The following is a 22,167-nucleotide window of genomic DNA, read 5'->3' on the forward strand; positions in this document are numbered from 1 at the left end:
TTGTTTAAGACAATCTCCAATTTTATGCGCGTGAAAGATATACGGAATAAGATTATATTCACTCTATTAATGTTAGTCGTCTTTCGTATAGGTGCTTTCATCCCTGTGCCTAATGTGAACGCAGAAGTTCTCCAGGCACAGGATCAAATGAGTGTTTTCGGAATCCTCAACACGTTTGGGGGCGGGGCACTTTTCCAATTCTCCATTCTTGCAATGGGGATTATGCCGTATATCACGGCTTCGATCATCATCCAGCTCTTGCAGATGGATGTTGTTCCGAAGTTTACTGAGTGGTCAAAGCAAGGAGAGGTTGGCCGCCGAAAATTAGCACAATTCACAAGGTATTTTACAATTGTTCTAGGATTTATCCAGGCGATAGGAATGTCATATGGATTCAACAATATGGCAGGAGGCTTGCTGATTGAAAACCCAGGTGTTTCAACGTATCTCTTAATTGCGGTCGTACTCACTGCGGGTACAGCATTTTTAATGTGGCTGGGAGAGCAGATTACTGCTCACGGTGTTGGTAACGGTATTTCGATTATTATCTTTGCCGGAATCATCGCAGGTATCCCTCAAACATTAAAACAAGTGTACGCTCAGCAATTTGTAGGTGGAGATGGACAGCTGTTCATGCAAATCCTTAAAATTGCCCTTATTGTAATTGCTATTCTTGTCATTGTTATCGGTGTTATTTACATTCAAATGGCAGTGAGAAAGATTGCAATTCAATATTCAAAAGGAAATGGCCGTGCACAAATGTCTGCTAGTCAAGCAACGCATCTTCCGTTGAAAGTGAATCCAGCAGGGGTGATTCCAGTCATCTTTGCCGTTTCTTTCATTATTACTCCGCAGACGGTCGCATCGTTCTTCGGAACAAATAATGTGACAACCTGGATAACTAACAACTTTGACTATACTAAGCCAATCGGTATGACGATTTATGTAGCACTGATTGTTGCTTTCACATATTTTTATGCCTTTGTCCAAGTAAACCCTGAACAAATGGCTGAAAATCTGCAAAAGCAGGGTGGCTATATCCCGGGAGTTCGTCCAGGGAAAATGACTCAAGATAGAATTACGAGCATTTTGTACCGACTCACGTTTGTGGGCGCCATTTTCTTAGCCGTGATTTCAATACTTCCTATCTTTTTCATTCAATTCGCTGGATTACCTTCCGCTGCACAAATTGGCGGCACAAGTCTTCTCATTGTTGTAGGTGTTGCACTTGAAACGATGAAACAGCTTGAAAGCCAATTAGTGAAACGAAACTACCGTGGATTTATGAAATAAAACAGAGGGCTGGGCTTCTGCCCAACTCCTCTAAGTAAGGAAGGGGAAATCCGAAATGAACTTAGTCTTAATGGGGCTTCCGGGTGCTGGTAAAGGCACTCAGGCAGAACGAATTGTTGATGATTATGGGATCCCTCATATCTCAACAGGAGATATGTTCCGTGCTGCTATGAAAGAGGAGACACAACTTGGGCTCGAAGCAAAATCCTTTATCGATAAAGGAGAGCTTGTTCCTGATGAGGTCACAATCGGTATTGTTAGAGAAAGACTTGGCAAGAATGATTGTGAACAAGGTTTTCTTCTGGACGGATTTCCGCGAACAGTCGCTCAGGCTGAAGCTTTAGAAGACATTCTAAAGGACCTTGGCAGAACGATTGATTATGTCATTAATATTAAAGTCGATAAAGATGCTTTGATGGAGCGTCTGACTGGCCGAAGAATTTGCAAAAATTGCGGAGCAACTTATCATTTAGTATTCAATCCACCTGCGAAAGAAAATGTTTGCGACAAGTGTGGAGGCGAGCTTTATCAACGTGCAGATGATAATGCAGAAACCGTTTCGACTAGACTTGAAGTAAACTTAAAGCAGACTGAACCTTTACTGAACTTCTATTCAGAAAAAGGATATCTTGTAAACATTGATGGTGCGAAGCACATTAACGATGTTTACGCTGATATCAAGGACCTGCTTGGGGGATTAAATAAATGATTATCTGTAAAACTCCTCGCGAGCTTGAAATTATGAGAGAAGCTGGACGCATTGTCGCACTGACTCATGAAGAGCTGAAGAAACACATAAAACCAGGTATTTCGACAAAAGAATTGGATCAAATTGCCGAACGTTTTATTACAAAGCAGGGTGCAATCCCATCTTTTAAAGGGTATAATGGTTTTCGCGGGAGCATTTGCGTTTCGGTGAATGAAGAACTCGTTCACGGTATTCCTGGTAAACGGGTTTTACGTGATGGAGACATCATTAGTATCGATATCGGCGCAAAGTTAAATGGCTATCATGGTGACTCTGCTTGGACTTATCCAGTTGGGGTAATCAGTGATGAGGACCGCAAACTACTGGAAGTCACAGAGGAATCTCTATATAAGGGCTTACAGGAAGCAAAGCCAGGTGAACGTCTGTCAAACATTTCCCATGCCATACAAACGTATGTTGAAGGTGAGAATTTCTCAGTTGTTAGAGAATATGTTGGACATGGGGTCGGACAGGATCTTCATGAGGACCCTCAAATTCCTCATTATGGTCCGCCGAACAAAGGCCCACGGCTAAAACCTGGAATGGTGTTGGCCATCGAACCGATGGTGAACGCAGGCAGCCGATATGTGAAAACACTGGCTGATAACTGGACGGTTGTAACGGTTGATGGGAAAAAGTGTGCTCACTTTGAGCATACGATTGCGATTACAGATACAGGTTTTGATATACTGACTAAGATTTAGGTCTTCACTGAAGCCTTTCAGGCCCAAATCGGGCAGGTTGTCTGTATAGTCCAAAGAAAGAACAAGATCAGTATACAGTTGTCATCGGCATGTTCGATGCCTGCCATGTACTAATCGCAGACGGAGAAAAGCGTAAATTCATTCTCCTAAGAAAAAATATCAATCATTTAACCTTTTATGATTGCGTATCTCCGGAAGTTCAGAACAGTATATTCAAAACAGGTCGGGTGATAGATGAACAATTGAGATGATCTCATTTGGACATTTATCAGAGAGCAAGTTACTGATTTGAAGAAGGGAGAACACTTGAATGGCGAAAGACGATGTAATTGAAGTGGAAGGTACTGTAGCAGAAACTTTGCCAAATGCAATGTTCAAAGTCGAACTAGAGAATGGTCATACAGTTTTGGCTCATGTATCAGGAAAAATCCGTATGCACTTCATTCGCATTTTACCTGGAGACAAAGTTACGGTAGAATTATCTCCATATGACTTAACTCGTGGTAGAATTACGTACCGTTACAAATAAAGCAACTCCGGAAGAAGGAGGTTGGAAACACATGAAAGTGAGACCATCTGTTAAACCTATCTGTGAAAAATGTAAAGTGATTCGCAGAAAAGGAAAAGTAATGGTGATCTGTGAAAACCCAAAACATAAACAAAAACAAGGCTAATAACAAGGAGGTGCCCAAATCATGGCTCGTATTGCTGGTGTAGATATTCCACGTGATAAGCGTGTTGTCATTTCTTTAACATATGTTTTTGGAATTGGTCGTACGACTGCGCAACAAGTCCTTAAAGAAGCAGGTGTTTCTGAAGACACTCGCGTTCGCGATCTAACTGAAGACGAACTTGGTAAAATCCGTGATATCATTGACAAACTTAAAGTAGAAGGTGACCTTCGTCGTGAAGTTTCACTTAACATTAAGCGTCTAATTGAAATCGGAAGCTACCGCGGAATCCGTCATCGTAGAGGACTTCCTGTTCGTGGACAAAACACAAAAAACAACGCGCGTACTCGTAAAGGTCCGCGTCGTACTGTAGCTAACAAGAAAAAATAAGTAAAGGAGGTAGTTAAAGAATGGCTGCTGCTCGTAAATCAAATACGCGTAAACGTCGCGTGAAAAAGAATATTGAAGCTGGAATCGCTCATATCCGTTCCACTTTCAACAACACGATTGTAACGATTACTGATGTTCATGGAAACGCAATTTCTTGGTCAAGTGCTGGTGCATTAGGATTCAGAGGTTCTCGTAAATCTACTCCTTTCGCTGCACAAATGGCTGCTGAAACTGCTGCTAAAGGTTCTATTGAACATGGTCTTAAAACACTTGAAGTAACTGTTAAAGGTCCTGGTTCTGGTCGTGAAGCTGCAATCCGTGCGCTTCAAGCTGCAGGTCTTGAAGTTACAGCAATCAGAGACGTAACTCCAGTTCCTCATAACGGATGCCGTCCACCAAAACGTCGCCGCGTGTAATTTGTTTGTATAGATTTTGTGTCCCTGTCAATAATGGGTTATGATACAGTTATTTATGAGACGAATACACGACTCGTTGCCTGAGCACATACGGGACTAAACAATGAGGAATTTCGGATGGAATCTCATATGATTCTATTCGAGGTTTCGACGTTTTGAAGGAGGGTTTTATTAGATGATCGAAATTGAAAAACCAAAAATCGAAACGGTTGAAATCAGCGACGATGCCAAGTATGGCAAGTTTGTCGTAGAGCCACTTGAGCGTGGATATGGTACCACTTTAGGGAACTCCCTTCGTCGTATCCTTTTATCCTCACTTCCTGGTGCAGCTGTAACATCGATCCAGATAGATGGTGTCTTACACGAATTCTCAACGATCGAAGGCGTGGTTGAAGATGTTACAACGATTATCTTAAACATTAAAAAGCTTGCACTCAAAATCTACTCTGAAGAAGAGAAGACGCTTGAAATTGATGTACAAGATGAAGGAACTGTAACAGCTGCTGATATTACACACGACAGCGATATTGAAATCTTAAATCCAGATCTTCACATCGCAACTCTTGGCAAAAATGCGAGCTTCCGTGTTCGTTTGACTGCACAAAGAGGTCGCGGGTATAATCCTGCTGATGCAAACAAAAGAGACGATCAGCCTATCGGCGTGATTCCGATCGACTCAATCTATACACCTGTATCCCGTGTGACTTATCAAGTGGAGAACACCCGTGTTGGGCAAATCACAAACTATGATAAACTAACACTAGATGTATGGACTGATGGAAGCACAGGACCGAAAGAAGCGATCGCTCTAGGTTCTAAGATTTTAACTGAACACTTGAATATTTTCGTTGGGTTAACTGACGAAGCTCAGCATGCAGAAATCATGGTTGAAAAAGAAGAAGACCAAAAAGAAAAAGTGCTTGAAATGACAATTGAAGAGCTTGATCTTTCTGTTCGTTCTTACAACTGTTTGAAGCGTGCGGGTATTAATACTGTTCAAGAGCTTGCTAACAAGACAGAAGAGGATATGATGAAAGTTCGTAACCTTGGACGTAAATCTCTTGAAGAAGTGAAAGCGAAACTAGAAGAACTTGGACTGGGTCTTCGTAAAGACGATTGACTAGTTTCATTGTGAACTAGGATTTTCGTGTGTTTTTTATTCATACAGTATCTCTAATTAAGGAGGGGACATCACATGGCATACAGAAAGCTAGGACGCACTAGTGCACAACGTAAAGCAATGCTTCGTGACCTAACGACTGATTTGATCATCAACGAACGCATCGAAACAACTGAAACACGTGCGAAAGAACTTCGCTCTGTAGTTGAAAAAATGATCACTCTTGGCAAACGCGGAGATCTTCATGCTCGCCGTCAAGCTGCAGCTTACATTCGTAATGAAGTAGCTAACGCTGAAACAAACCAAGATGCACTTCAAAAATTATTCGCTGACGTTGCAACTCGCTACGAAGATCGCCAAGGTGGATACACTCGTATCATGAAGCTTGGACCTCGTCGCGGCGATGGCGCACCAATGGCTGTCATTGAATTAGTTTAATCACATATCGTGTATCTAAGAAAGGGCGGGACAGTTCATAACTGGATCTATGCCCTTTTTTAGATACTACGGCTTTTTAGGAATAAGCAAAGTAGAGGTTGAGCTGAGAGGAGGTCCGGTAGAGATGGGGAAGACACTAATTGACGTAAAAGACATTGTATTTCGTTATCACAAAGATGCGGACAAGCCCGCTTTAGATCAAGTGTCATTGCATGTGAATCAAAATGAATGGCTTGCCATTGTTGGCCATAACGGTTCTGGTAAATCCACACTTGCCCGTGTACTGAATGGGCTCATTTTACCGGATGCTGGAACGGTCAAGGTTGGTGAGATTGAGCTGAAGGAAGAAAGTGTTTGGGATATTCGTAAAAAGGTAGGCATGGTCTTTCAAAACCCAGATAACCAATTCGTTGGCTCAACGGTTCGTGATGATGTGGCTTTTGGTTTAGAAAATAACGGGGTTGAGCGGGAATTGATGATAGAACGTGTAGATTGGGCTGTTAAACAGGTCAATATGCAGGAGTTTCTTGATCAAGAGCCGCACCATCTATCAGGCGGGCAAAAGCAGAGAGTAGCCATTGCAGGAGTGCTTGCCGCAAGCCCTGACATCATGATCTTGGATGAAGCAACATCAATGCTTGATCCGATTGGCCGTGAAGAAGTGTTAGAGACTGTTAGACTACTGAAGGAACAAGGAACAGTCACAGTCATTTCCATCACACATGATTTAGACGAGGCTGCGAAGGCAGACCGCGTTATTGTGATGAATGGTGGGAAGAAATTTGCTGAGGGAACACCAGAGGAAGTATTTGAACTAGATGAACAGCTGGTTCAGATTGGACTTGATCTGCCATTTTCCTATCGGTTGAGCAAGCAATTGAAGCAGCAAGGTGTGCCACTTGCAAATGCCCATTTGACACAAGAAGGATTGGTGAAAGAGCTATGGACATTACGATCAAAGAATTAGAGCATCGTTATCAAATGAAAACGCCGTTTGAGCGTCTCGCTTTGTATGATGTCAATGCTTCCATCAAAGAAGGCAGCTATGTCGCTGTCATTGGTCATACGGGTTCTGGCAAGTCTACATTGCTGCAGCACTTAAATGGATTGCTCAAACCAACGAAAGGGAGCATTGCGCTTGGAAATACCGTCTTACAAGCCAATAAAAAGCAGAAGGATTTGAAATCTCTTCGAAAAAAAGTAGGCATCGTGTTTCAGTTTCCTGAACACCAGCTCTTTGAGGAGACGATTCTGAAGGATATCTGCTTTGGTCCGATGAATTTCGGCGTTCCCCAGGAGAAGGCAGAGGCCAAGGCAAAGGAAATGCTAAAACTTGTAGGCCTTCCTGAATCCTTACTATCTCGATCACCGTTTGAATTAAGTGGGGGACAAATGAGACGTGTAGCGATTGCAGGTGTTCTAGCGATGGAGCCGGAAGTGCTTGTGCTTGATGAGCCGACTGCAGGATTAGATCCACGCGGGCGGAAAGAAATCATGGACATGTTCTATGAGCTTCATCAAAAAGCAAACCTGACCACGATCCTTGTGACACACAGTATGGAGGATGCTGCCCATTATGCGGATCAAATGATTGTCATGCATAAAGGAACAGTGAAGGCGACAGGTACGCCGAGAGAGCTATTTGCCAATCGTACAGATATGTCTTCTTTCGGTCTCGATCTCCCTGAAACGATTAAATTCCAGCAGGCTATCGAAGAAAAGCTAGGTATCACGTTTCCAAGGCCGCTTCTGACTATGGATGAAATGGCAGAAGCCTTAACAGCTCTTTATCAGGAGGAAACGACATCATGATGGATAGTATGATTATCGGCAAATATGTGCCAGGTTCATCCTTTGTCCATCGTCTTGATCCAAGGACAAAGCTGTTATCAATTTTCTTTTTCGTCTTTATTGTCTTTTTTGCTAATAATTACATCACTTACGGGCTTTTAGGTGTCTTTACGATCCTTGTGGTGATGGTGTCTCAGGTGCCGCTGTACTTTATTCTCAAAGGAATGAAACCGATCCTATGGATTGTCCTGTTTACCTTTATTCTGCACATCTTCATGACAAAGGATGGCGCTTTGCTGTTTCACTTTGGTTTCTTGAATATTTATGAAGAAGGTCTAAAGCAGGGGATATTCATTTCACTCCGTTTTGTCTATCTCATCATGATGACAACACTTCTTACGCTGACCACAACGCCTATTGAAGTGACAGACGGTATGGAGAAGCTGCTACATCCTTTCCGTAAAATCAAGCTACCTGTTCATGAGCTTGCTCTTATGATGTCTATCTCCCTTCGATTTATTCCGACTTTACTCGAAGAAACAGACAAAATCATGAAAGCACAAATGGCAAGAGGTGTTGATTTTACAAGCGGACCAGTGAAAGATCGTCTAAAAGCGATTGTTCCGTTGCTTGTTCCGCTTTTCGTCAGTGCGTTTAAACGTGCGGAGGAATTGGCGACTGCGATGGAAGCGAGAGGCTACCGCGGAGGAGAAGGACGGACGAAATACCGTCAGCTTGTCTGGGGTATGAAGGACACGTTCACGTTGCTTCTATTCATCCTGTTAACAGCACTCCTTGTGCTGCTTAGAAATTAGGTGATGCCTAGATGAAAGTAAAATGCACTGTATCATACGATGGAACCCATTTTAAAGGCTATCAGGTGCAGCCAGGGCAGCGAACTGTTCAGACGGAGATAGAGTCTGCCCTTGCAAAAATGCATAAACAGGACGAACTGATTCCGATTGTGGCTTCTGGCCGGACGGACAGTGGTGTTCATGCAAAGGGACAGGTCATCCATTTCGATACCCCGCTCGCTATCCCGATGGAGAGGTGGCCTTTTGCCCTCAATAGCTTGCTGCCAGATGACATTCGTGTTCTAAAGGCTGAGGAAGTGGATGAGTCGTTTCATGCCAGGTTTGGTGTTGCTTCAAAGGAGTACCGTTACAAGGTCTCAACGGAAACGCACCAAAATGTGTTCACGCGACAGTATGCCTGCCACTATCCTTATCCACTGGATGTCGACAAAATGAGAGAAGCAGCTGAGTATCTGATTGGCTCACATGACTTCACAAGCTTTTGTGCGGCCAATACAGAGGTTCAGGACAAGGTGAGGGTTATTTACGCCCTCGAGTGGAAAAACGTCTCAGACGGGCTAGAAATGCGTGTGAGAGGAAGTGGCTTTTTATACAACATGGTGCGAATTATGGCCGGCACGTTACTTGAAATCGGTGCTGGTAAATTTCACCCTGAGGAGATAAAAGCCATGCTTGCCGCCCGAAATCGCGAAGCGGCAGGCAAGACTGCGCCCAGTCACGGACTGTATTTATGGGAAGTTTTCTATGACAACTAAACCAGGTGTAACATGTTCTTGACACAGGAAGCAGAAAGTTATAAGATATCATATGGTATGTATTTCAACCCCACAAATAAGCCCCGGAAGACTTATCTGTGTTTTGAAATAGAACGTAGCATTTGATTCAGGAAAATTCATTGATTTATTTAGGAGGGAAACTCATGCGTACAACACCAATGGCGAACGCAAGCACAATTGAGCGCAAATGGCTAGTGGTTGATGCGGCAGGCAAGACTCTAGGACGTCTTTCTACTGAAGTAGCATCACTTTTGCGCGGTAAGCACAAACCAACTTATACACCACACGTTGATACAGGTGATCACGTCATCATCATCAATGCTGAGAAAATCGAATTAACTGGTAAGAAATTGACGGACAAAATTTACTACCGTCACACAATGCACCCAGGTGGTTTGAAACAAAGAACTGCTCTTGAGATGCGTACAAACTACCCTGAAAAAATGTTGGAGCTTGCTATCAAAGGTATGCTTCCAAAGGGTCCACTAGGTCGTCAAATGTTCAAAAAATTAAATGTGTATCGTGGTTCTGAGCATCCACATCAAGCACAACAACCTGAAGTTTACGAACTTCGCGGTTAATTATAAGGGAGGTTAACAATTTGGCACAGGTTCAATATTACGGTACAGGTCGTCGTAAAAGTTCTGTAGCGCGCGTTCGCTTAGTTCCAGGTGAAGGCCGTATCGTCGTTAATAATCGTGAAATTACTGAATACATTCCATTCGCTGCTTTAATCGAAGACGTGAAACAGCCTTTGAACATCACAGAAACAGCTAACAGCTACGATGTTCTTGTAAATGTTCACGGTGGTGGATTCTCTGGTCAAGCTGGAGCAATTCGTCACGGTATCTCTCGTGCTCTTCTAGAAGTAGATCCTGAGTTCCGTACACCACTTAAACGTGCTGGACTTCTTACTCGTGACTCTCGTATGAAAGAGCGTAAGAAATACGGTCTTAAAGGCGCACGTAGAGCTCCTCAGTTCTCGAAACGTTAATCACTTGGTATATCAATTTTCAACCTCTTTGCTCATATTGAGCAAAGAGGTTTTTTATGTCCAAATATGAAATTGAATACTCCTTGATTATTCCAAGTTATCATTTGGATCATCTTGGCTGTTTTTCTGTCACTTCAACGGTCATATGAGTGATAAAATCCTTTGTAATTTTATCGAACTGGGTTTGTATATCTTTAATGGGAGCATTGGCTGCAAACAAAAAATAGCATATGTATACCGAATGCATGGGTATTTTTTGTGATGCTCAGAATTATTTAGATAAATTCGCTTGACCTTTCCATTTAAGTATGCAGTCGACAATAATCCATTTAATGCTTTGACTAATAATAGACTGAAAAGAATGGTTGTTTATTATCAGGTTGAAAAGGAGTAGCTAAGTTGTAACGTCAATAGCGTTGTAGTTGCTTTCCACGCCATTTTTTTAAAATTTCTAGGTTTTTCAAATTACGCTAACAATACGTTGAGAAGCCTCTTTTTTGATGTCTGAATCTGCTTTTTTCGTTCACGTGAATCAGTGTCTTTTTAAACTGATTTTTTATGAACAAAACCAATGCCCTTTCAATGCAAGGTATGCCTTAACCCCATGTTCAATACTGTGAAGGTGAGTATTCGAAAGTACAAGCCTGTCATCGTCCTGAATCGTTTTCTGAAAGCATCTTAATTCTCCTCTTCTGCATTATATTCATTTTCACTTTTTAGTTCAGGTGACATGATTCATTGAATTCTACTTAATAATTTTCATTCTTATAGAATGCCTAAAGATCAGCTTTCCTATTGCTCTAATCTATAATGACATTCATATAAAGAAATGAGTAAGACTGTAGGCAACAGAAGGTTATTATTAGAATTTTTAGAAAAGCGTTAACTCATCTAATACCTACTTTTAACATTTTCAGTCGAAACTTAAAGAAAGAAAAAATCTTGAGTATGTACTTGTTAAAAAAATCAGTATCTAGTTAGCTTAGATGTTGAAAAATTTTACAAGAAGTTTTAAAATAATTTAACAACACACTCTTGATATTGGAGGTATTGGTGAAAAATGAAAAAAGAAGTGGAAAAAAAATATATCGTCAGTGAAATTCCAGAATATTTATCAATAGGGGATTCAAGGGAGATACACCAAACATATTTGGCAATAGGTAAAGAAGAAGTACGACTAAGAAAGATTATTAATCCAGATTTTGAGCAGTTTGTTTTGACTATAAAAAAGGGGAGTGGCTTAACAAGGAATGAGTTCGAAATTGAAATATCTAAAGAAAGTTATCAACAATTATTAATAGATAAAAAAGTAACTCCTTTAATTAAGAAAAGAACAAGATTTGAAATTGAAAATCAATGTTATGATTTGGATGTTTATTTAAATTATCCTGTGTCTAATTTAATGACTGTAGAAATTGAATTTGAATCAGAAATAGAAGCAAGTAAATATCATGGACTTGAATGGTTTGGACAGGATATAACTTACAATAAAAAATTTAAAAATCAAAATCTTTGGCAGGATATACAACAGCAAAGAGAAGATGGTAAAATTCATGAAAGTCATAGATGAATTATACGGGGAGTTTATTCTGGAAGATATTTTTATTGATTTATTAAATACAAAGGAGATTAAAAGATTAAAAGGTGTACACCAAGGTGGGGCCGGTTACCTTATAAATAAGAGCTGGAATGTAAATAGATATGAACATTCATTAGGTGTAATGCTTTTAGTAAAAAAATTAGGGGGACAAAAAGAAGAACAAATCGCAGCCTTACTTCATGATATATCTCATACGACTTTTTCGCATGTAATTGATTATGTGTTTAATAATGAAAATGAAGATATACACGAATTAATATATAAGTATGTAATTGAAAATTCAGAAATATCTAATATTTTAAATAAAGATGGTTACTTGTATAAGGAATTATTATTGGATAATCGTGAATACAGTTTATTGGAAAGAAAAGCCCCTCATCTATGTGCCGATAGAATTGATTACACTTTAAGGGATATGTATCGCCATGGAAATATAACTTCGTTTGAAGTGGATAACTTCATTAATAGTTTAAGAGTTAAAAATGGTATAATTTACATAAACGATATTGATCAAGCAGAGTGGTTTGTAGAATTATATTACAAAGAAGTAATAGACTACTTTTTAAATCCACTAAATGTATATATAAACGATATAATAAAGAGAATTTTGAAATATACAATAAAAAATAAGATTGTTCGTCTGGAACAATTGTTAACTACTGATGATGAGATTATGGAATGTTTTAAAGAGAGTAATGATTCATATGTGCAAAGTTTATTAAATGAAATTAGTAACAACAAATCCTTAAAAAGTAGTTTCAAGGATGATTATGATATTTTTCATAGAAATAAACTAAGGATAATAGATCCTTTAGTACAATCAGAAGCTGGATTATTAAAAGCTTCTAAGCTCTCTCCCAAAGTTCATCAAAAAAACAAAGAAGCAAAATATAGAGCGGAGAAAGGAATATATATAAAAGTTAAAAATTAGAATAATATAACAAAAAGCCCTGAATTTAGTTTTCGGGCTCTTTGTTATGAATTCATAGCTCTTATCTTTTAGTTGATTTCCATTATAACTGCACAAAAAATAATAATAGATGTAAAATTTCCTAAAGTTTAAATTTTTTGATAATTTTAATAATTAGATATTGACAAAAAGTGGTGAACTATTATACTTTTAATATGTGGGTCGGGAGGGATTAAAATGAATATATGGAAAAGTAAAGAATCTATGCTTTTAATTTTCTCTTCAGGGATAACCTTTATTGGGAATGGAATGCATTTTATTGCAGTATCCTGGTTAATTTATCAGTATACGGGGAATCCAATGTCAGTAGCATTGTTAGTAATATTAACAACACTTCCTACGTTGTTGACTTTTCCTTTTACAGGGGTAATTGCAGATAGATTTGATAGGAAAAAAATAGTCATTAGTATGGATGTCTTAAGATGTGTTTTTGTGTTGATAATACCTTTAATGTACTTACTGAATGAAATGAATATATATGTTATATATTTATTGACTATACTGATATCTATATCTAATAACTTTTTTTATCCGGCTTTTTCAGGTGTTGTAAAAAGTGTGGTACAAGAAAGACTGTTTTTAAAAGTAATAAGTGCAAATAGTTCAATGTTACAATTAGGAACTATTGTTGGTGCCGGTGTAGCAGGATTATTAATAGCCAACTACTCTATCATGATTGTTTTTTTAATAGATGGAGCAACATTTTTAGTCTCTGCTTTAATTCTATTGAATGTGAAATACATCCATAACAAGCCAGAATCCATTAAAGGATCAAAATTAGTTATAGATTACTTTTTAAAAGATTTTCTCTCAGGTTTGAAATACATATTTAACAAAAAAGTTCTAGTATACTTATTTTTAATAGGAATTCTACCTGCTGCTATTATACAAATAATCAATTCTCTACTAAGTGTTTATACGAATCAATCATTGGGATTAGGTGTAGATGCATATGGAATGTTAGATGCAATTTTTGCGATAGGGGCTCTGTTTATAGGTGTGTTGATGACGTTTGTAAATAATGTAAATCCGCAAAAATTAATCACATTTAGTTTTTTTATAATGGGAATAGGGTTTCTAATAATTTCTATCGCAGGTTCATTTTTCATTGCTGCAATTGGCCTATTTTTGTTAGGAGTATCTATTTTAATGGAGAGTGCGTGTAGAAAAAGCCTGATAATGCAATTGGTGGATGAGAACTATATTGGAAGAGTAGAAAGTTTTAATTGGGCGATTTATTCTGTGATAGCTCCATTATGTACAATTGCCGCCACATTATTCAATGGTCAAATAGGAACTACATCTTTGTTTTTTTATATCTCTGTAATTTTGATAGCAATATCTATTTTTTCAGTCCCTTTTTTTAATAAAAATGATTTGCAAATAAACTCTGAAACTGCAATGGATATAGAATAGATAATATTAAATACAATAAAGGAGATGTGAGAATGAAAATGACAATAAATGATATATCTCCAGTAACTTTAAAAAGTATGGCTCACTATAACAGAACAGTTAACGGAATAAAAACAACCAGTAGAGAAAAAGTAAATGAAGCTTTAAGAAATGGATGTGGAATTCAGGAAATTAATTATATATTAAGATATCCGGAAGTTATGTTATGTGATTTAAGTAATCCAGAATATCCATTGAATCTCTGCGATAACGAGACTATTATAGAATGCTTTGATCTGATTAATTCTTTACTAGGAGAGAAAATAAAGAATACAAACTTCACTAGAATCTATGGTGATAATTTAAAGAGTGAAATAGCTATTAACGGTCCAACAAAAGAAGAGTTAATTAATTTTAAAACAGAAGTTCTCAATGAAGTGTATGAAAGAATGAATATTTATTCGAAAGTGTGTTTAGATTTATATAATGCCAGAGGTATACATCAAATTAGGAGTATTGATAGTGCTTCTAGTGTTGCAAGGGCACAATATGAGAACCTTATTAATAAATATAAAGAAATTATAATATCAGAGAACTCTTACTCGAATATAAAATTATTTAATTTAAATAAGATATATCAAAATCATAGAGTTTGGTCAGATATTTCTCAAATTGCTGAATCTAAGTTATTTATTCTAACTGCTGGTCTTCCCTTATCCTTGGGATATATCAATTCTACGCAAGATGCGAATATATATTTTACCGAAATTCATCGCCAGAATGATCCTAATCAAATTTATAAGAAGTGTGAATTCAATATTATTTATCCTACTTTAACAAAAACTAATTCTATAGTTATCATAGATAAAATATATACAGGTGGAAGTATAAAGTTAGCAGAAGCACGCATAAAAGAATCAATGAATGTTAATGTGTTGAAAATTGGGTTATTTCCAAAGGCTTATGAATCACTTAAACATGTAGACTACGTTGTATATGCGGGTAGATTAATAAAAACTATTGATATATTAAATAATTTTAATGAACATAATTGGCACTATAAAACCTTATTTTTTGAGAAGGAGGGGGTTTAGATTAGTTTTGAAAAAGTGGATTTTTATAAAAAAGAATTAAGAAATTTTTTCAAAGCTTTAAGTGAGGAGTTTGCATGGAGATGGCCTGAAATTGAGACTATAAAACACGGTTTCAGAGAAAAGATAGGAGCAGATGGTGAAAGAACTGCAAATATTGACTATGCATGTGAACAGATAATATTACATCAATTAAATAAGTTGGAATTCCCATGGATAGCCTTTTCAGAAGAAATCGGCATGTTTTCAAGTGAACATAATAATAAACTTAGAAATATTGTTTTTTTAATAGATCCATTGGATGCGACACACAACTTTTTAATAGGATTTCCTTTTTTTTCGATTTCAATATCAGTTTTCATAGATGGGGAGATTAGCCATGGATGGGTTTATGATCCTATTCGCAGAATAACATATTTAGGTATATCTCATGAAGGTTCCTTTTTGATTAATGAAAAAGGACAATGTAGGAGGCTTACTACTAATAATACGAGAAAATTAAATCAAAGCATTATTGGTTTAATAAGACCTAAAGATGATAGTGAATATTCTAAGTATAAGGACTTATTTCTTCATAGTAATAAGATCCGATGTCTCTCTTGTTCATCTCTGGAAATAATTTATATCGCTGTTGGAATATATGATGGATTCGTTGATCTATCAACTGAAGGTTGGCAAAAACAGTGTGATATAGAAGCTTCCTTATTAATATTAAGAGAGGCAGGGGGGATAGCCGTTGATAAAAATGGACGCCCATATAAATCAAGTGTGCCTACGCTTGATTCATTAAAAAAAAGAGTAAATATTGTTGCAGGAAGTAACGATACGATAGTGAATGAGATATTGAAAAGTACTGAAAAGGAGGAAAAATATAATGCTAGATACTAAAGATAATCTTAAAGTTTATGGAGAATATAAACTTCAACTTTTAGCAAATGGTATTAACTACGACAAGTTATTTTTAGAAGAATATTCTAGAAGGGGGAAATTTATAGAAAAAAGAAGGGCATATGGAAATAGTGATGAGCAGATGTTTTCAAAAGATATTAAAGTACCTCAAGAAATTATTCTTCCAGAAGGGTTAGTTGTAGCTGTTAATCAAAGGAATAATTCGAAGTGGAGACTATATTTTGAAAATGAAAAATTCTATGTGGGTGATGGCATAGAAAAATTAGAAATTAGCTTTCCAGAAAGACCAACATTTTATAATGAGTTACTTGAAGATGGAAGAGGCATTTCAAGGATAGTTACTTTATATGGTAATGCTACTCTTGGCATTTTCAGTCCAGGACATTGTTATTACTGGAATAGTGGGGATGAGTGTAAATTTTGTTCTTTACAGCCTACCCGTAATAATCAGGCTGATCATGAAATGTTTATTAAACCTAGTATTGCTAAAGAAGCTATTTCTATCGCTTTGAATAAGGAGAAAAATAGGGTTAAGCATATTTTGATAAATGGTGGAACTATTAAAGATTATGATTTAGGTTTCAAAAAGCATATAGAAGTTTTAGAAGGCATAAGAAAACTAGAACTTCCAGATAGTGTGCAAACTCATTTAATTTCTATGCCACCTATGGATTTTAATCTTTTTGATAGACTTGCAAAAACAAATTCAACTATTGCAATGGATATAGAAATCTTTGATGAAAAATTATTTGATGAAATCTGTCCTGGTAAATCTAACGAATATGGAAGAGATAGATTTATTAATGCGTTTAAAGCAGCTGTGCATAGTTTGGGTAAAGGCAATGTATATTGTGGTTTTGTCGCAGGGCTTGAACCGTTAGAATCACTAATTGAAGGTATGTATTTTGTAGCAAGTTTAGGAGTAGTTCCTGCAGTAAATGTCTTTCATAATGATCCAGGTTCTCATTTTGCTAATCATGAAAGGCCATCTTTAGATTTTATAAGAGAGGTTGGAAAGCATATGTCAATTATATATAGAGATAATGACTTTACTCCTTTCATTAAGGACACAGGTAGAAATTCATTAGATACCGAAGCATATTTAGGGTGCTACTTATAGAAAATAAATTTATAAAGGTAGTGAAAATATTGGGAAAATTTATTTGTTTTGAAGGGCTAGACGGTTCAGGTAAGTCTACAATTGCTAATAAAGTTGTAGACAAACTTATATATGATAAAGAAGGGAAAATTTTATTTATTGATAAAAAAAAACCAGAATTCTCCAGCGGCTATGTAAATATGCATATGAGTAAGATAAAAGAGATATTGTGGGATTATTATCCGGATGATCCTCTTTATGAATTGGGTGATTATCATTGGCTTTACTTAAATGCCTCATGGTTTGCTACAGTTGACAAATGTCGAATTACACCGTTATTAGAGAGTGGCTCAACTATTATAATGGATAATTGGTACTTTAAATTTCTAGCGAGATTCAAAATAAAAAAGAATTTTAATTATTCTGTAGCACAAATGTGTTTCTCGCCTTTAATAAAACCTGATATTACAATTTTTCTAGATGTTGATCCGTCTATATCCGTAAAAAGACGTACTAATTATTCCATTACAGAGACTGGGAATATGGATGGGTATTCAGGTCGTACTCAAGATAATTATATAAAATATCAGAATGAAGTAAGAAATGTGTTGAAAAAAATGAGTGAAGATCATAATTGGATTGTAGTTCCAGTTGAAGACGAGAGTGAAGAAGAAATTGCAGATAAAGTGTACAAAATAATAAAAAGTAAATTGAGATCGGTAGTATGAATCCAAGATTTTCTAAAACGTGGGATGGTTTACCTGTGAGCAAAGTGCCGCCTTTTGGAGCTGCGATTATTATATATAAATTAGAAAAGAATATACCATATTTTCTGATATTACATAGGAAACACAAAGGTATTGATTACGAAGGAAGATGGGCCTGGGGCCCCCCAGCTGGAGCCAGATTTCCAGGTGAAGAGATTGAAGTATGCATGAAACGGGAATTATTTGAAGAAACTGGTTTACAAGTAGACTGTAAAGAATTGATTATTGCTGAAAAAAGTTGGAGTCTTTACTATGGGGAAGTGGATAATGATGTAACAATTTCTCTTTCCGAAGAACATGACAGATTTCTATGGGTGGATTTTGACGAAGCAATTTCCAGATGTTCCCCTGAAATTGTAAAAGATCAAATAAGATATATATATAAACTAATTTCTGTGAGGTAATATATGAATTCAACATTAATGAAAAATAGAATAAATACAAACGCAATTAAAGAAGCTTTAAAAGGAAAATCAAGAGAAAATTGGATTGTTTATACTGCGGGTTCCATTATGGAAGGGTTCGGAAATGAAAATTCTGATGTTGATGTATATATAATTTGTGATTTGGAAGCAATAAGTAATGAGTTTGCTGGAGGCTATAAAGAAGGTGAGATATCAATAATAGAGGAGAACACTATAGTCTACAACACTATTATTGGTGATACTAGATATGATTTTGAATATTGGGATTGGAAAGAAGTTAATAAGATTGTAGAAAAATTAAATAATTTTAATTTTGGAACAGATCAGTATAAAGACAGGTTAAGTAAAAGTGAAATCGATTTTATCCACAGACTTAAATATGGAAATCCTGTAATTAACAAGAATTCTTTTGCATCCTTTATAAAAAATATTGTATTTGATAATTTAGGGTATATACAGGTAATCGTTCATTCAGAACAATATGATGGTTACTTAGAGGATATTGAAGGAGCATTATTATCAAATGATTTTGGAACATCATATGTTATATCAAAATTATTACTTGAGACTTCTGTGACATCTTTTCTCAGTGTTCATGGTGAAACTAATCCTAGTAGAAAGTGGTTATACAGAAAATTAGAAAGATTTCAAAATAACAATAATAATGAAATCAATTTATTGAAGAAGTATTTAACTTTAGACTCTTATTGTTTTGATGAAAGAAATATTGAATCTCATATTGAAACAGTAATAGAATTTTGCCAGGAATTAAACTTAAAAACGCAATATATAATAGGAAAAAAACAAATTATTTCAAGAGGAGAATAAAAATGATTCCAAAAAAACATATGTTTGTTAAGCACAGATCTGTGATGGGAAAGGAATATTTGGTTAATAAAAGAGAGGCTTTTCAATTAGATGATGTAGGTGCAGTTATTTGGAGAAATATTAACGGTAAAGATTCACCTGAAGTTATTGCTAAAAATGTAGCAGAGCACTTCAGTTGTGATGAAATTGTGGTTAAAGATGACGTTAATGAATATATAAATGAATTAGTTGAAAATAATTTGGTGAAATTTTTATAATAAAGCCTATACTTCTTAAATTAAAGGAGTATAGGAGAAGGGTATCTAGTCTGGGAGGGTGTGAAAATATGTATAAAAAACCAAAATTAGTAAAGGTGAAATTACCTACAGCTTTAGTAAATGTTTAAATGCTATTTCAAATTGGTAAAATATTAACAAACTAATTAATAGAGAGGAGGGTGTGAAAATATGTATAAAAAACCAAAAGTAGTAAAGGTGAAATTACATACAGCTTTAGTAAATGTTTAAATGATATTTCAAATTGGTAAAATATTAACAAACTAATTAATCGAGAGGAGGGTGTGAAAATATCTATAAAAAACCAAAATTAGTAAAGGTGAAATTACCTACAGCTTTAGTAAACGTATAATCTTATAAATGTATGGCTAGATACCCTTCTCCTATACTATATCTGGAGGATAACCCTTTGATTGAAAGTTATTTTATTTTTATATTGTTTTTCGTATTAACTATGTATTTGACGACCTTAATTAGGGAAAGAGTGAGGAGCTTTCCATTTTCAGATGTAATTAGGCCAATTATCTTTTTTGTGCCTTTTATTATGCCTGTCTTCTTCTTTACTCTCCCGAATTTTATTTTAAATGCAGGATTTAAAGCCTATTTAATTGCAATTTTATCATCCTTGATCGGCCTAAGTCTACATTATAAAGATTTCCAACCTTACTTTTATAAGGATTTTTATACATTACTACCCGTTTTACCTTTAAAGTGGTTTATAATTACTGAAATTTCACTTATTGGTAGTGCTGTGTTTGAGGAGATTTTTTATAGAGGGTTTGTACCTAAGTCTTCTTTATTAATTGAAATTTTATTCAGTTGTGGCTTATTTACTGTGGCTCACTTTATTCAGAAACCTACAAGGCAAGAATTTACTTTAAAATCATACATAGTTTTATTTATAGTTTCTATTGGTTGGTATTTTTCATATAAAATTAGTGATTCTTTGGTTCCTTCGATTATTGGGCATTTATTATTTAATGCTCCAAAAATAATCGCTAGTTTTATCCAATATATTATCACAAGAAAAATAGATCACATGTAGCCTTATCCATTAAAATTTTAGTCAAGGGAGTTTTTTTCTTTAAAATAGAAAGAAGAGTTCAAGTTCTAACCAGTCCTCTGTTTATTATTCATATTTTTTTCTAATGTTGTTAATTCAATCTATCAGAAGTTATCAGGGAACGTCTAAACAATGCCCACTTCATAGCAAGAAAGGTAAAATTTTTTGTGGTTTTACACCCAATTCTTTAAGAATTACTTGTTTTAAACGCTATACACTTTTGAAGAAGAAACTAATGAATGCAATGATATAATCAGGTCAAATAAGCAGAAGAGGGGCATGGCCATGAGGATCTTTGATGCACATTTTCATATTATTGATTTTGATTTTCCCATTCAAGAAAACCAAGGGTACATACCTCCGAGTTATGTGGTGATTGATTTAGGAGAGAGACGGCTGATTTCGGGATTTTAGGTGGAGCGATTGTGTCGGGGTCATTTCAGGGTTTTGATCAAGGCTATTTGTTGAAGGCACTGTATGAAATGGGGCCAGCTTTTTACGGTGTGACTCAATTACCTTTTACGGCAACTGATGATGAAATTGTTCATTTGGATCAACTTGGGGTAAAAGCTTTACGGTTTAATGTGATGAGAGGCGGTTCGGAAGATATATCAAAGCTCGATTATTTTGCGAGAAGGGTGTATGAGCTGGCTGGGTGGCATAGTGAGCTTTACATAGATGCTAAGCACCTCTCTGACATCTCATCTACGCTTGAACAGCTGCCGGCCGTTTCTATTGATCATTTAGGCTTATCGGAAGAAGGCTTGCCGCATTTGCTCAAGCTGGTTGAAAAAGGAGTACGTGTGAAAGCAACAGGCTTTGGACGTGTCTGCATTGACCTCTATTTATCAAACGAATGCTGAAGCACTGATGTTCGGAACAGACCTTCCATCCACAAGAGCGAAGCGTCCATTTGAATACGGTGATGTTGAATTGATTCAACAGCTGTTTGATGAAAAAGCAGCTGATCAAATCTTATATAAGAACGGTTGCAATTGGTATTTTGGTAAGTGAAGATAGTTTCCGTCCATCCTAGGAGGTGCTTTCATTGAATTTAAATCAATTGACATTTAGAGAAGCTGTGAAATCGTTTTCATGCTTTCAGATGATAAGTTAGGTCAAAAGAGAGAGCGTTACACTCGCCCATTATTAGAAAGTTATATCAAAGCCTTTCGTTCAATCGATGCTGATCCAAATATTGAACTCATTGTTGCGTGTGACCAGAAAGAAGCAGTTGGTGTTCTTCAGTTAACCATGACGCCATTTCTTACACATCAAGGGGGATGGAGAGCATCCATCGAAGAGTTCGTACGGCTTCGAGTCATAGAGGGAAAGGAGTCGGTTCGCTGCTTATAAATGCTTATAAAGTGGGCCATTCAACGCGCAAGCGACCGCGGCTGTCATATGATTCAGCTGACAACAGATAAACAGAGGCCAGAAGCACGCCATTTTTATGAGAAATTAGGATTTGAAGCCACTCATGAAGGAATGAAGCTGCATTTGTCCCATGAATAAGGATATCAAGAAGCGGAGGATTCACGTACCTCTGCCTTTTTTGTGCCTTTATTAGAAATATTTGCTATATTCAA

26 protein-coding genes and 3 pseudogenes are annotated in these 22,167 nt (G+C 36.5%); all 29 read left to right on the top strand.

Features of this window, described 5'->3' with window-relative positions; all coding sequences use genetic code 11:
* On the top strand, positions 1-1,293 hold the full coding sequence (secY, locus tag BA1_RS05455) for a preprotein translocase subunit SecY (RefSeq protein WP_008356546.1): 1,293 nt from the start codon (positions 1-3) through the stop codon (positions 1,291-1,293).
* A gap of 55 nt (positions 1,294-1,348) precedes the next feature.
* Positions 1,349-2,002: an adenylate kinase gene (locus tag BA1_RS05460; protein ID WP_008356547.1), complete on the top strand. Its 654-nt coding sequence runs from the start codon at positions 1,349-1,351 to the stop codon at positions 2,000-2,002.
* The gene (gene map / locus BA1_RS05465) at positions 1,999-2,745 is read left to right on the top strand and encodes a type I methionyl aminopeptidase (protein ID WP_007496338.1); all 747 of its coding nucleotides are present in this window, start codon (positions 1,999-2,001) and stop codon (positions 2,743-2,745) included. The genes BA1_RS05460 and map overlap by 4 nt, the downstream gene beginning before the upstream one ends.
* Before the next feature lie 27 nt (positions 2,746-2,772).
* Positions 2,773-3,078, top strand: a pseudogene (locus tag BA1_RS19390) (KOW domain-containing RNA-binding protein).
* On the top strand, positions 3,056-3,274 hold the full coding sequence (gene infA, locus BA1_RS05470) for a translation initiation factor IF-1 (RefSeq protein WP_003217190.1): 219 nt from the start codon (positions 3,056-3,058) through the stop codon (positions 3,272-3,274). The pseudogene BA1_RS19390 and the gene infA overlap by 23 nt, the downstream one beginning before the upstream one ends.
* A 31-nt stretch (positions 3,275-3,305) precedes the next feature.
* On the top strand, positions 3,306-3,419 hold the full coding sequence (gene rpmJ, locus BA1_RS05475; protein WP_003156543.1) for a 50S ribosomal protein L36: 114 nt from the start codon (positions 3,306-3,308) through the stop codon (positions 3,417-3,419).
* A 21-nt stretch (positions 3,420-3,440) separates the two neighbouring features.
* Positions 3,441-3,806, top strand: a complete 366-nt coding sequence (gene rpsM, locus BA1_RS05480; protein WP_003217023.1) for a 30S ribosomal protein S13 — start codon at positions 3,441-3,443, stop codon at positions 3,804-3,806.
* A 20-nt stretch (positions 3,807-3,826) separates the two neighbouring features.
* The gene (gene rpsK, locus BA1_RS05485) at positions 3,827-4,222 is read left to right on the top strand and encodes a 30S ribosomal protein S11 (RefSeq protein ID WP_008356548.1); all 396 of its coding nucleotides are present in this window, start codon (positions 3,827-3,829) and stop codon (positions 4,220-4,222) included.
* 175 nt (positions 4,223-4,397) lie between these two features.
* Positions 4,398-5,342, top strand: coding sequence for a DNA-directed RNA polymerase subunit alpha (locus BA1_RS05490; RefSeq protein ID WP_003217009.1), 945 nt, complete (start codon positions 4,398-4,400; stop codon positions 5,340-5,342).
* Positions 5,343-5,417: 75 nt separating this feature from the next.
* Complete coding sequence (gene rplQ / locus BA1_RS05495; protein ID WP_003216944.1) at positions 5,418-5,780, top strand: 50S ribosomal protein L17; 363 nt, start codon at positions 5,418-5,420, stop codon at positions 5,778-5,780.
* A 124-nt stretch (positions 5,781-5,904) separates the two neighbouring features.
* Positions 5,905-6,747: an energy-coupling factor ABC transporter ATP-binding protein gene (locus tag BA1_RS05500; RefSeq protein ID WP_008356549.1), complete on the top strand. Its 843-nt coding sequence runs from the start codon at positions 5,905-5,907 to the stop codon at positions 6,745-6,747.
* The gene (locus BA1_RS05505) at positions 6,723-7,592 is read left to right on the top strand and encodes an energy-coupling factor ABC transporter ATP-binding protein (RefSeq protein WP_008356550.1); all 870 of its coding nucleotides are present in this window, start codon (positions 6,723-6,725) and stop codon (positions 7,590-7,592) included. Before BA1_RS05500 ends, BA1_RS05505 begins: the two co-directional genes overlap by 25 nt.
* The gene (locus BA1_RS05510) at positions 7,589-8,386 is read left to right on the top strand and encodes an energy-coupling factor transporter transmembrane component T family protein (RefSeq protein WP_034738449.1); all 798 of its coding nucleotides are present in this window, start codon (positions 7,589-7,591) and stop codon (positions 8,384-8,386) included. The genes BA1_RS05505 and BA1_RS05510 overlap by 4 nt, the downstream gene beginning before the upstream one ends.
* A gap of 11 nt (positions 8,387-8,397) precedes the next feature.
* Positions 8,398-9,141 (top strand): tRNA pseudouridine(38-40) synthase TruA, encoded by a 744-nt coding sequence (truA, locus tag BA1_RS05515; protein ID WP_008356552.1) that lies wholly within the window; start codon positions 8,398-8,400, stop codon positions 9,139-9,141.
* A 164-nt stretch (positions 9,142-9,305) separates the two neighbouring features.
* The gene (gene rplM / locus BA1_RS05520; protein WP_003217042.1) at positions 9,306-9,743 is read left to right on the top strand and encodes a 50S ribosomal protein L13; all 438 of its coding nucleotides are present in this window, start codon (positions 9,306-9,308) and stop codon (positions 9,741-9,743) included.
* Between the two features lie 20 nt (positions 9,744-9,763).
* Positions 9,764-10,156 (top strand): 30S ribosomal protein S9, encoded by a 393-nt coding sequence (rpsI, locus tag BA1_RS05525; protein ID WP_008356553.1) that lies wholly within the window; start codon positions 9,764-9,766, stop codon positions 10,154-10,156.
* Between the two features lie 1,060 nt (positions 10,157-11,216).
* On the top strand, positions 11,217-11,726 hold the full coding sequence (locus tag BA1_RS05530; protein ID WP_008356554.1) for a CYTH domain-containing protein: 510 nt from the start codon (positions 11,217-11,219) through the stop codon (positions 11,724-11,726).
* Positions 11,710-12,687 (top strand): HD domain-containing protein, encoded by a 978-nt coding sequence (locus BA1_RS05535; RefSeq protein ID WP_008356555.1) that lies wholly within the window; start codon positions 11,710-11,712, stop codon positions 12,685-12,687. Before BA1_RS05530 ends, BA1_RS05535 begins: the two co-directional genes overlap by 17 nt.
* A 216-nt stretch (positions 12,688-12,903) precedes the next feature.
* On the top strand, positions 12,904-14,142 hold the full coding sequence (locus tag BA1_RS05540) for an MFS transporter (RefSeq protein ID WP_008356556.1): 1,239 nt from the start codon (positions 12,904-12,906) through the stop codon (positions 14,140-14,142).
* Between the two features lie 32 nt (positions 14,143-14,174).
* Positions 14,175-15,215 carry a hypothetical protein gene (locus BA1_RS05545; RefSeq protein WP_008356557.1) on the top strand — a complete coding sequence of 347 codons (1,041 nt, stop codon included), beginning with the start codon at positions 14,175-14,177 and terminating at the stop codon, positions 15,213-15,215.
* 15 nt (positions 15,216-15,230) lie between these two features.
* Positions 15,231-16,100 (top strand): inositol monophosphatase family protein, encoded by an 870-nt coding sequence (locus tag BA1_RS18355; protein WP_008356558.1) that lies wholly within the window; start codon positions 15,231-15,233, stop codon positions 16,098-16,100.
* A complete protein-coding gene (locus tag BA1_RS05555) occupies positions 16,087-17,241 on the top strand; it encodes a radical SAM protein (protein WP_008356559.1) in 1,155 nt (384 codons plus the stop codon). The genes BA1_RS18355 and BA1_RS05555 overlap by 14 nt, the downstream gene beginning before the upstream one ends.
* 29 nt (positions 17,242-17,270) lie before the next feature.
* On the top strand, positions 17,271-17,948 hold the full coding sequence (locus BA1_RS05560; RefSeq protein ID WP_162130796.1) for a dTMP kinase: 678 nt from the start codon (positions 17,271-17,273) through the stop codon (positions 17,946-17,948).
* Positions 17,949-17,983: 35 nt separating this feature from the next.
* Positions 17,984-18,391 (top strand): NUDIX domain-containing protein, encoded by a 408-nt coding sequence (locus BA1_RS18360; protein ID WP_162130797.1) that lies wholly within the window; start codon positions 17,984-17,986, stop codon positions 18,389-18,391.
* A 3-nt stretch (positions 18,392-18,394) separates the two neighbouring features.
* Positions 18,395-19,240, top strand: coding sequence for a hypothetical protein (locus BA1_RS05570; RefSeq protein WP_008356562.1), 846 nt, complete (start codon positions 18,395-18,397; stop codon positions 19,238-19,240).
* Between the two features lie 2 nt (positions 19,241-19,242).
* Positions 19,243-19,497, top strand: coding sequence for a PqqD family protein (locus BA1_RS05575; protein ID WP_008356563.1), 255 nt, complete (start codon positions 19,243-19,245; stop codon positions 19,495-19,497).
* A gap of 427 nt (positions 19,498-19,924) precedes the next feature.
* On the top strand, positions 19,925-20,560 hold the full coding sequence (locus BA1_RS05580) for a CPBP family intramembrane glutamic endopeptidase (RefSeq protein WP_008356564.1): 636 nt from the start codon (positions 19,925-19,927) through the stop codon (positions 20,558-20,560).
* A 303-nt stretch (positions 20,561-20,863) separates the two neighbouring features.
* Positions 20,864-21,592, top strand: a pseudogene (locus BA1_RS05585) (amidohydrolase family protein).
* Positions 21,593-21,673: 81 nt separating this feature from the next.
* Positions 21,674-22,093: pseudogene (locus BA1_RS18550) on the top strand (GNAT family N-acetyltransferase).
* Positions 22,094-22,167 lie beyond the last annotated feature (74 nt).

Origin of the sequence: Bacillus xiamenensis (assembly GCF_000300535.1) — a bacterium.
Classification (GTDB): Bacteria; Bacillota; Bacilli; order Bacillales; family Bacillaceae; genus Bacillus; species Bacillus xiamenensis.

What these genes read in the sequence shown, in the direction of transcription:
- BA1_RS05460 (WP_008356547.1), top strand. Translation starts at nt 1,349, where the DNA reads ATGAACTTAGTCTTAATGGGGCTTCCGGGTGCTGGTAAAGGCACTCAG.
- map (WP_007496338.1), top strand. Translation starts at nt 1,999, where the DNA reads ATGATTATCTGTAAAACTCCTCGCGAGCTTGAAATTATGAGAGAAGCT.
- infA (WP_003217190.1), top strand. Translation starts at nt 3,056, where the DNA reads ATGGCGAAAGACGATGTAATTGAAGTGGAAGGTACTGTAGCAGAAACT.
- rpmJ (WP_003156543.1), top strand. Translation starts at nt 3,306, where the DNA reads ATGAAAGTGAGACCATCTGTTAAACCTATCTGTGAAAAATGTAAAGTG.
- rpsM (WP_003217023.1), top strand. Translation starts at nt 3,441, where the DNA reads ATGGCTCGTATTGCTGGTGTAGATATTCCACGTGATAAGCGTGTTGTC.
- rpsK (WP_008356548.1), top strand. Translation starts at nt 3,827, where the DNA reads ATGGCTGCTGCTCGTAAATCAAATACGCGTAAACGTCGCGTGAAAAAG.
- BA1_RS05490 (WP_003217009.1), top strand. Translation starts at nt 4,398, where the DNA reads ATGATCGAAATTGAAAAACCAAAAATCGAAACGGTTGAAATCAGCGAC.
- rplQ (WP_003216944.1), top strand. Translation starts at nt 5,418, where the DNA reads ATGGCATACAGAAAGCTAGGACGCACTAGTGCACAACGTAAAGCAATG.
- BA1_RS05500 (WP_008356549.1), top strand. Translation starts at nt 5,905, where the DNA reads ATGGGGAAGACACTAATTGACGTAAAAGACATTGTATTTCGTTATCAC.
- BA1_RS05505 (WP_008356550.1), top strand. Translation starts at nt 6,723, where the DNA reads ATGGACATTACGATCAAAGAATTAGAGCATCGTTATCAAATGAAAACG.
- BA1_RS05510 (WP_034738449.1), top strand. Translation starts at nt 7,589, where the DNA reads ATGATGGATAGTATGATTATCGGCAAATATGTGCCAGGTTCATCCTTT.
- truA (WP_008356552.1), top strand. Translation starts at nt 8,398, where the DNA reads ATGAAAGTAAAATGCACTGTATCATACGATGGAACCCATTTTAAAGGC.
- rplM (WP_003217042.1), top strand. Translation starts at nt 9,306, where the DNA reads ATGCGTACAACACCAATGGCGAACGCAAGCACAATTGAGCGCAAATGG.
- BA1_RS05530 (WP_008356554.1), top strand. Translation starts at nt 11,217, where the DNA reads ATGAAAAAAGAAGTGGAAAAAAAATATATCGTCAGTGAAATTCCAGAA.
- BA1_RS05535 (WP_008356555.1), top strand. Translation starts at nt 11,710, where the DNA reads ATGAAAGTCATAGATGAATTATACGGGGAGTTTATTCTGGAAGATATT.
- BA1_RS05540 (WP_008356556.1), top strand. Translation starts at nt 12,904, where the DNA reads ATGAATATATGGAAAAGTAAAGAATCTATGCTTTTAATTTTCTCTTCA.
- BA1_RS05545 (WP_008356557.1), top strand. Translation starts at nt 14,175, where the DNA reads ATGAAAATGACAATAAATGATATATCTCCAGTAACTTTAAAAAGTATG.
- BA1_RS05555 (WP_008356559.1), top strand. Translation starts at nt 16,087, where the DNA reads ATGCTAGATACTAAAGATAATCTTAAAGTTTATGGAGAATATAAACTT.
- BA1_RS05570 (WP_008356562.1), top strand. Translation starts at nt 18,395, where the DNA reads ATGAATTCAACATTAATGAAAAATAGAATAAATACAAACGCAATTAAA.
- BA1_RS05575 (WP_008356563.1), top strand. Translation starts at nt 19,243, where the DNA reads ATGATTCCAAAAAAACATATGTTTGTTAAGCACAGATCTGTGATGGGA.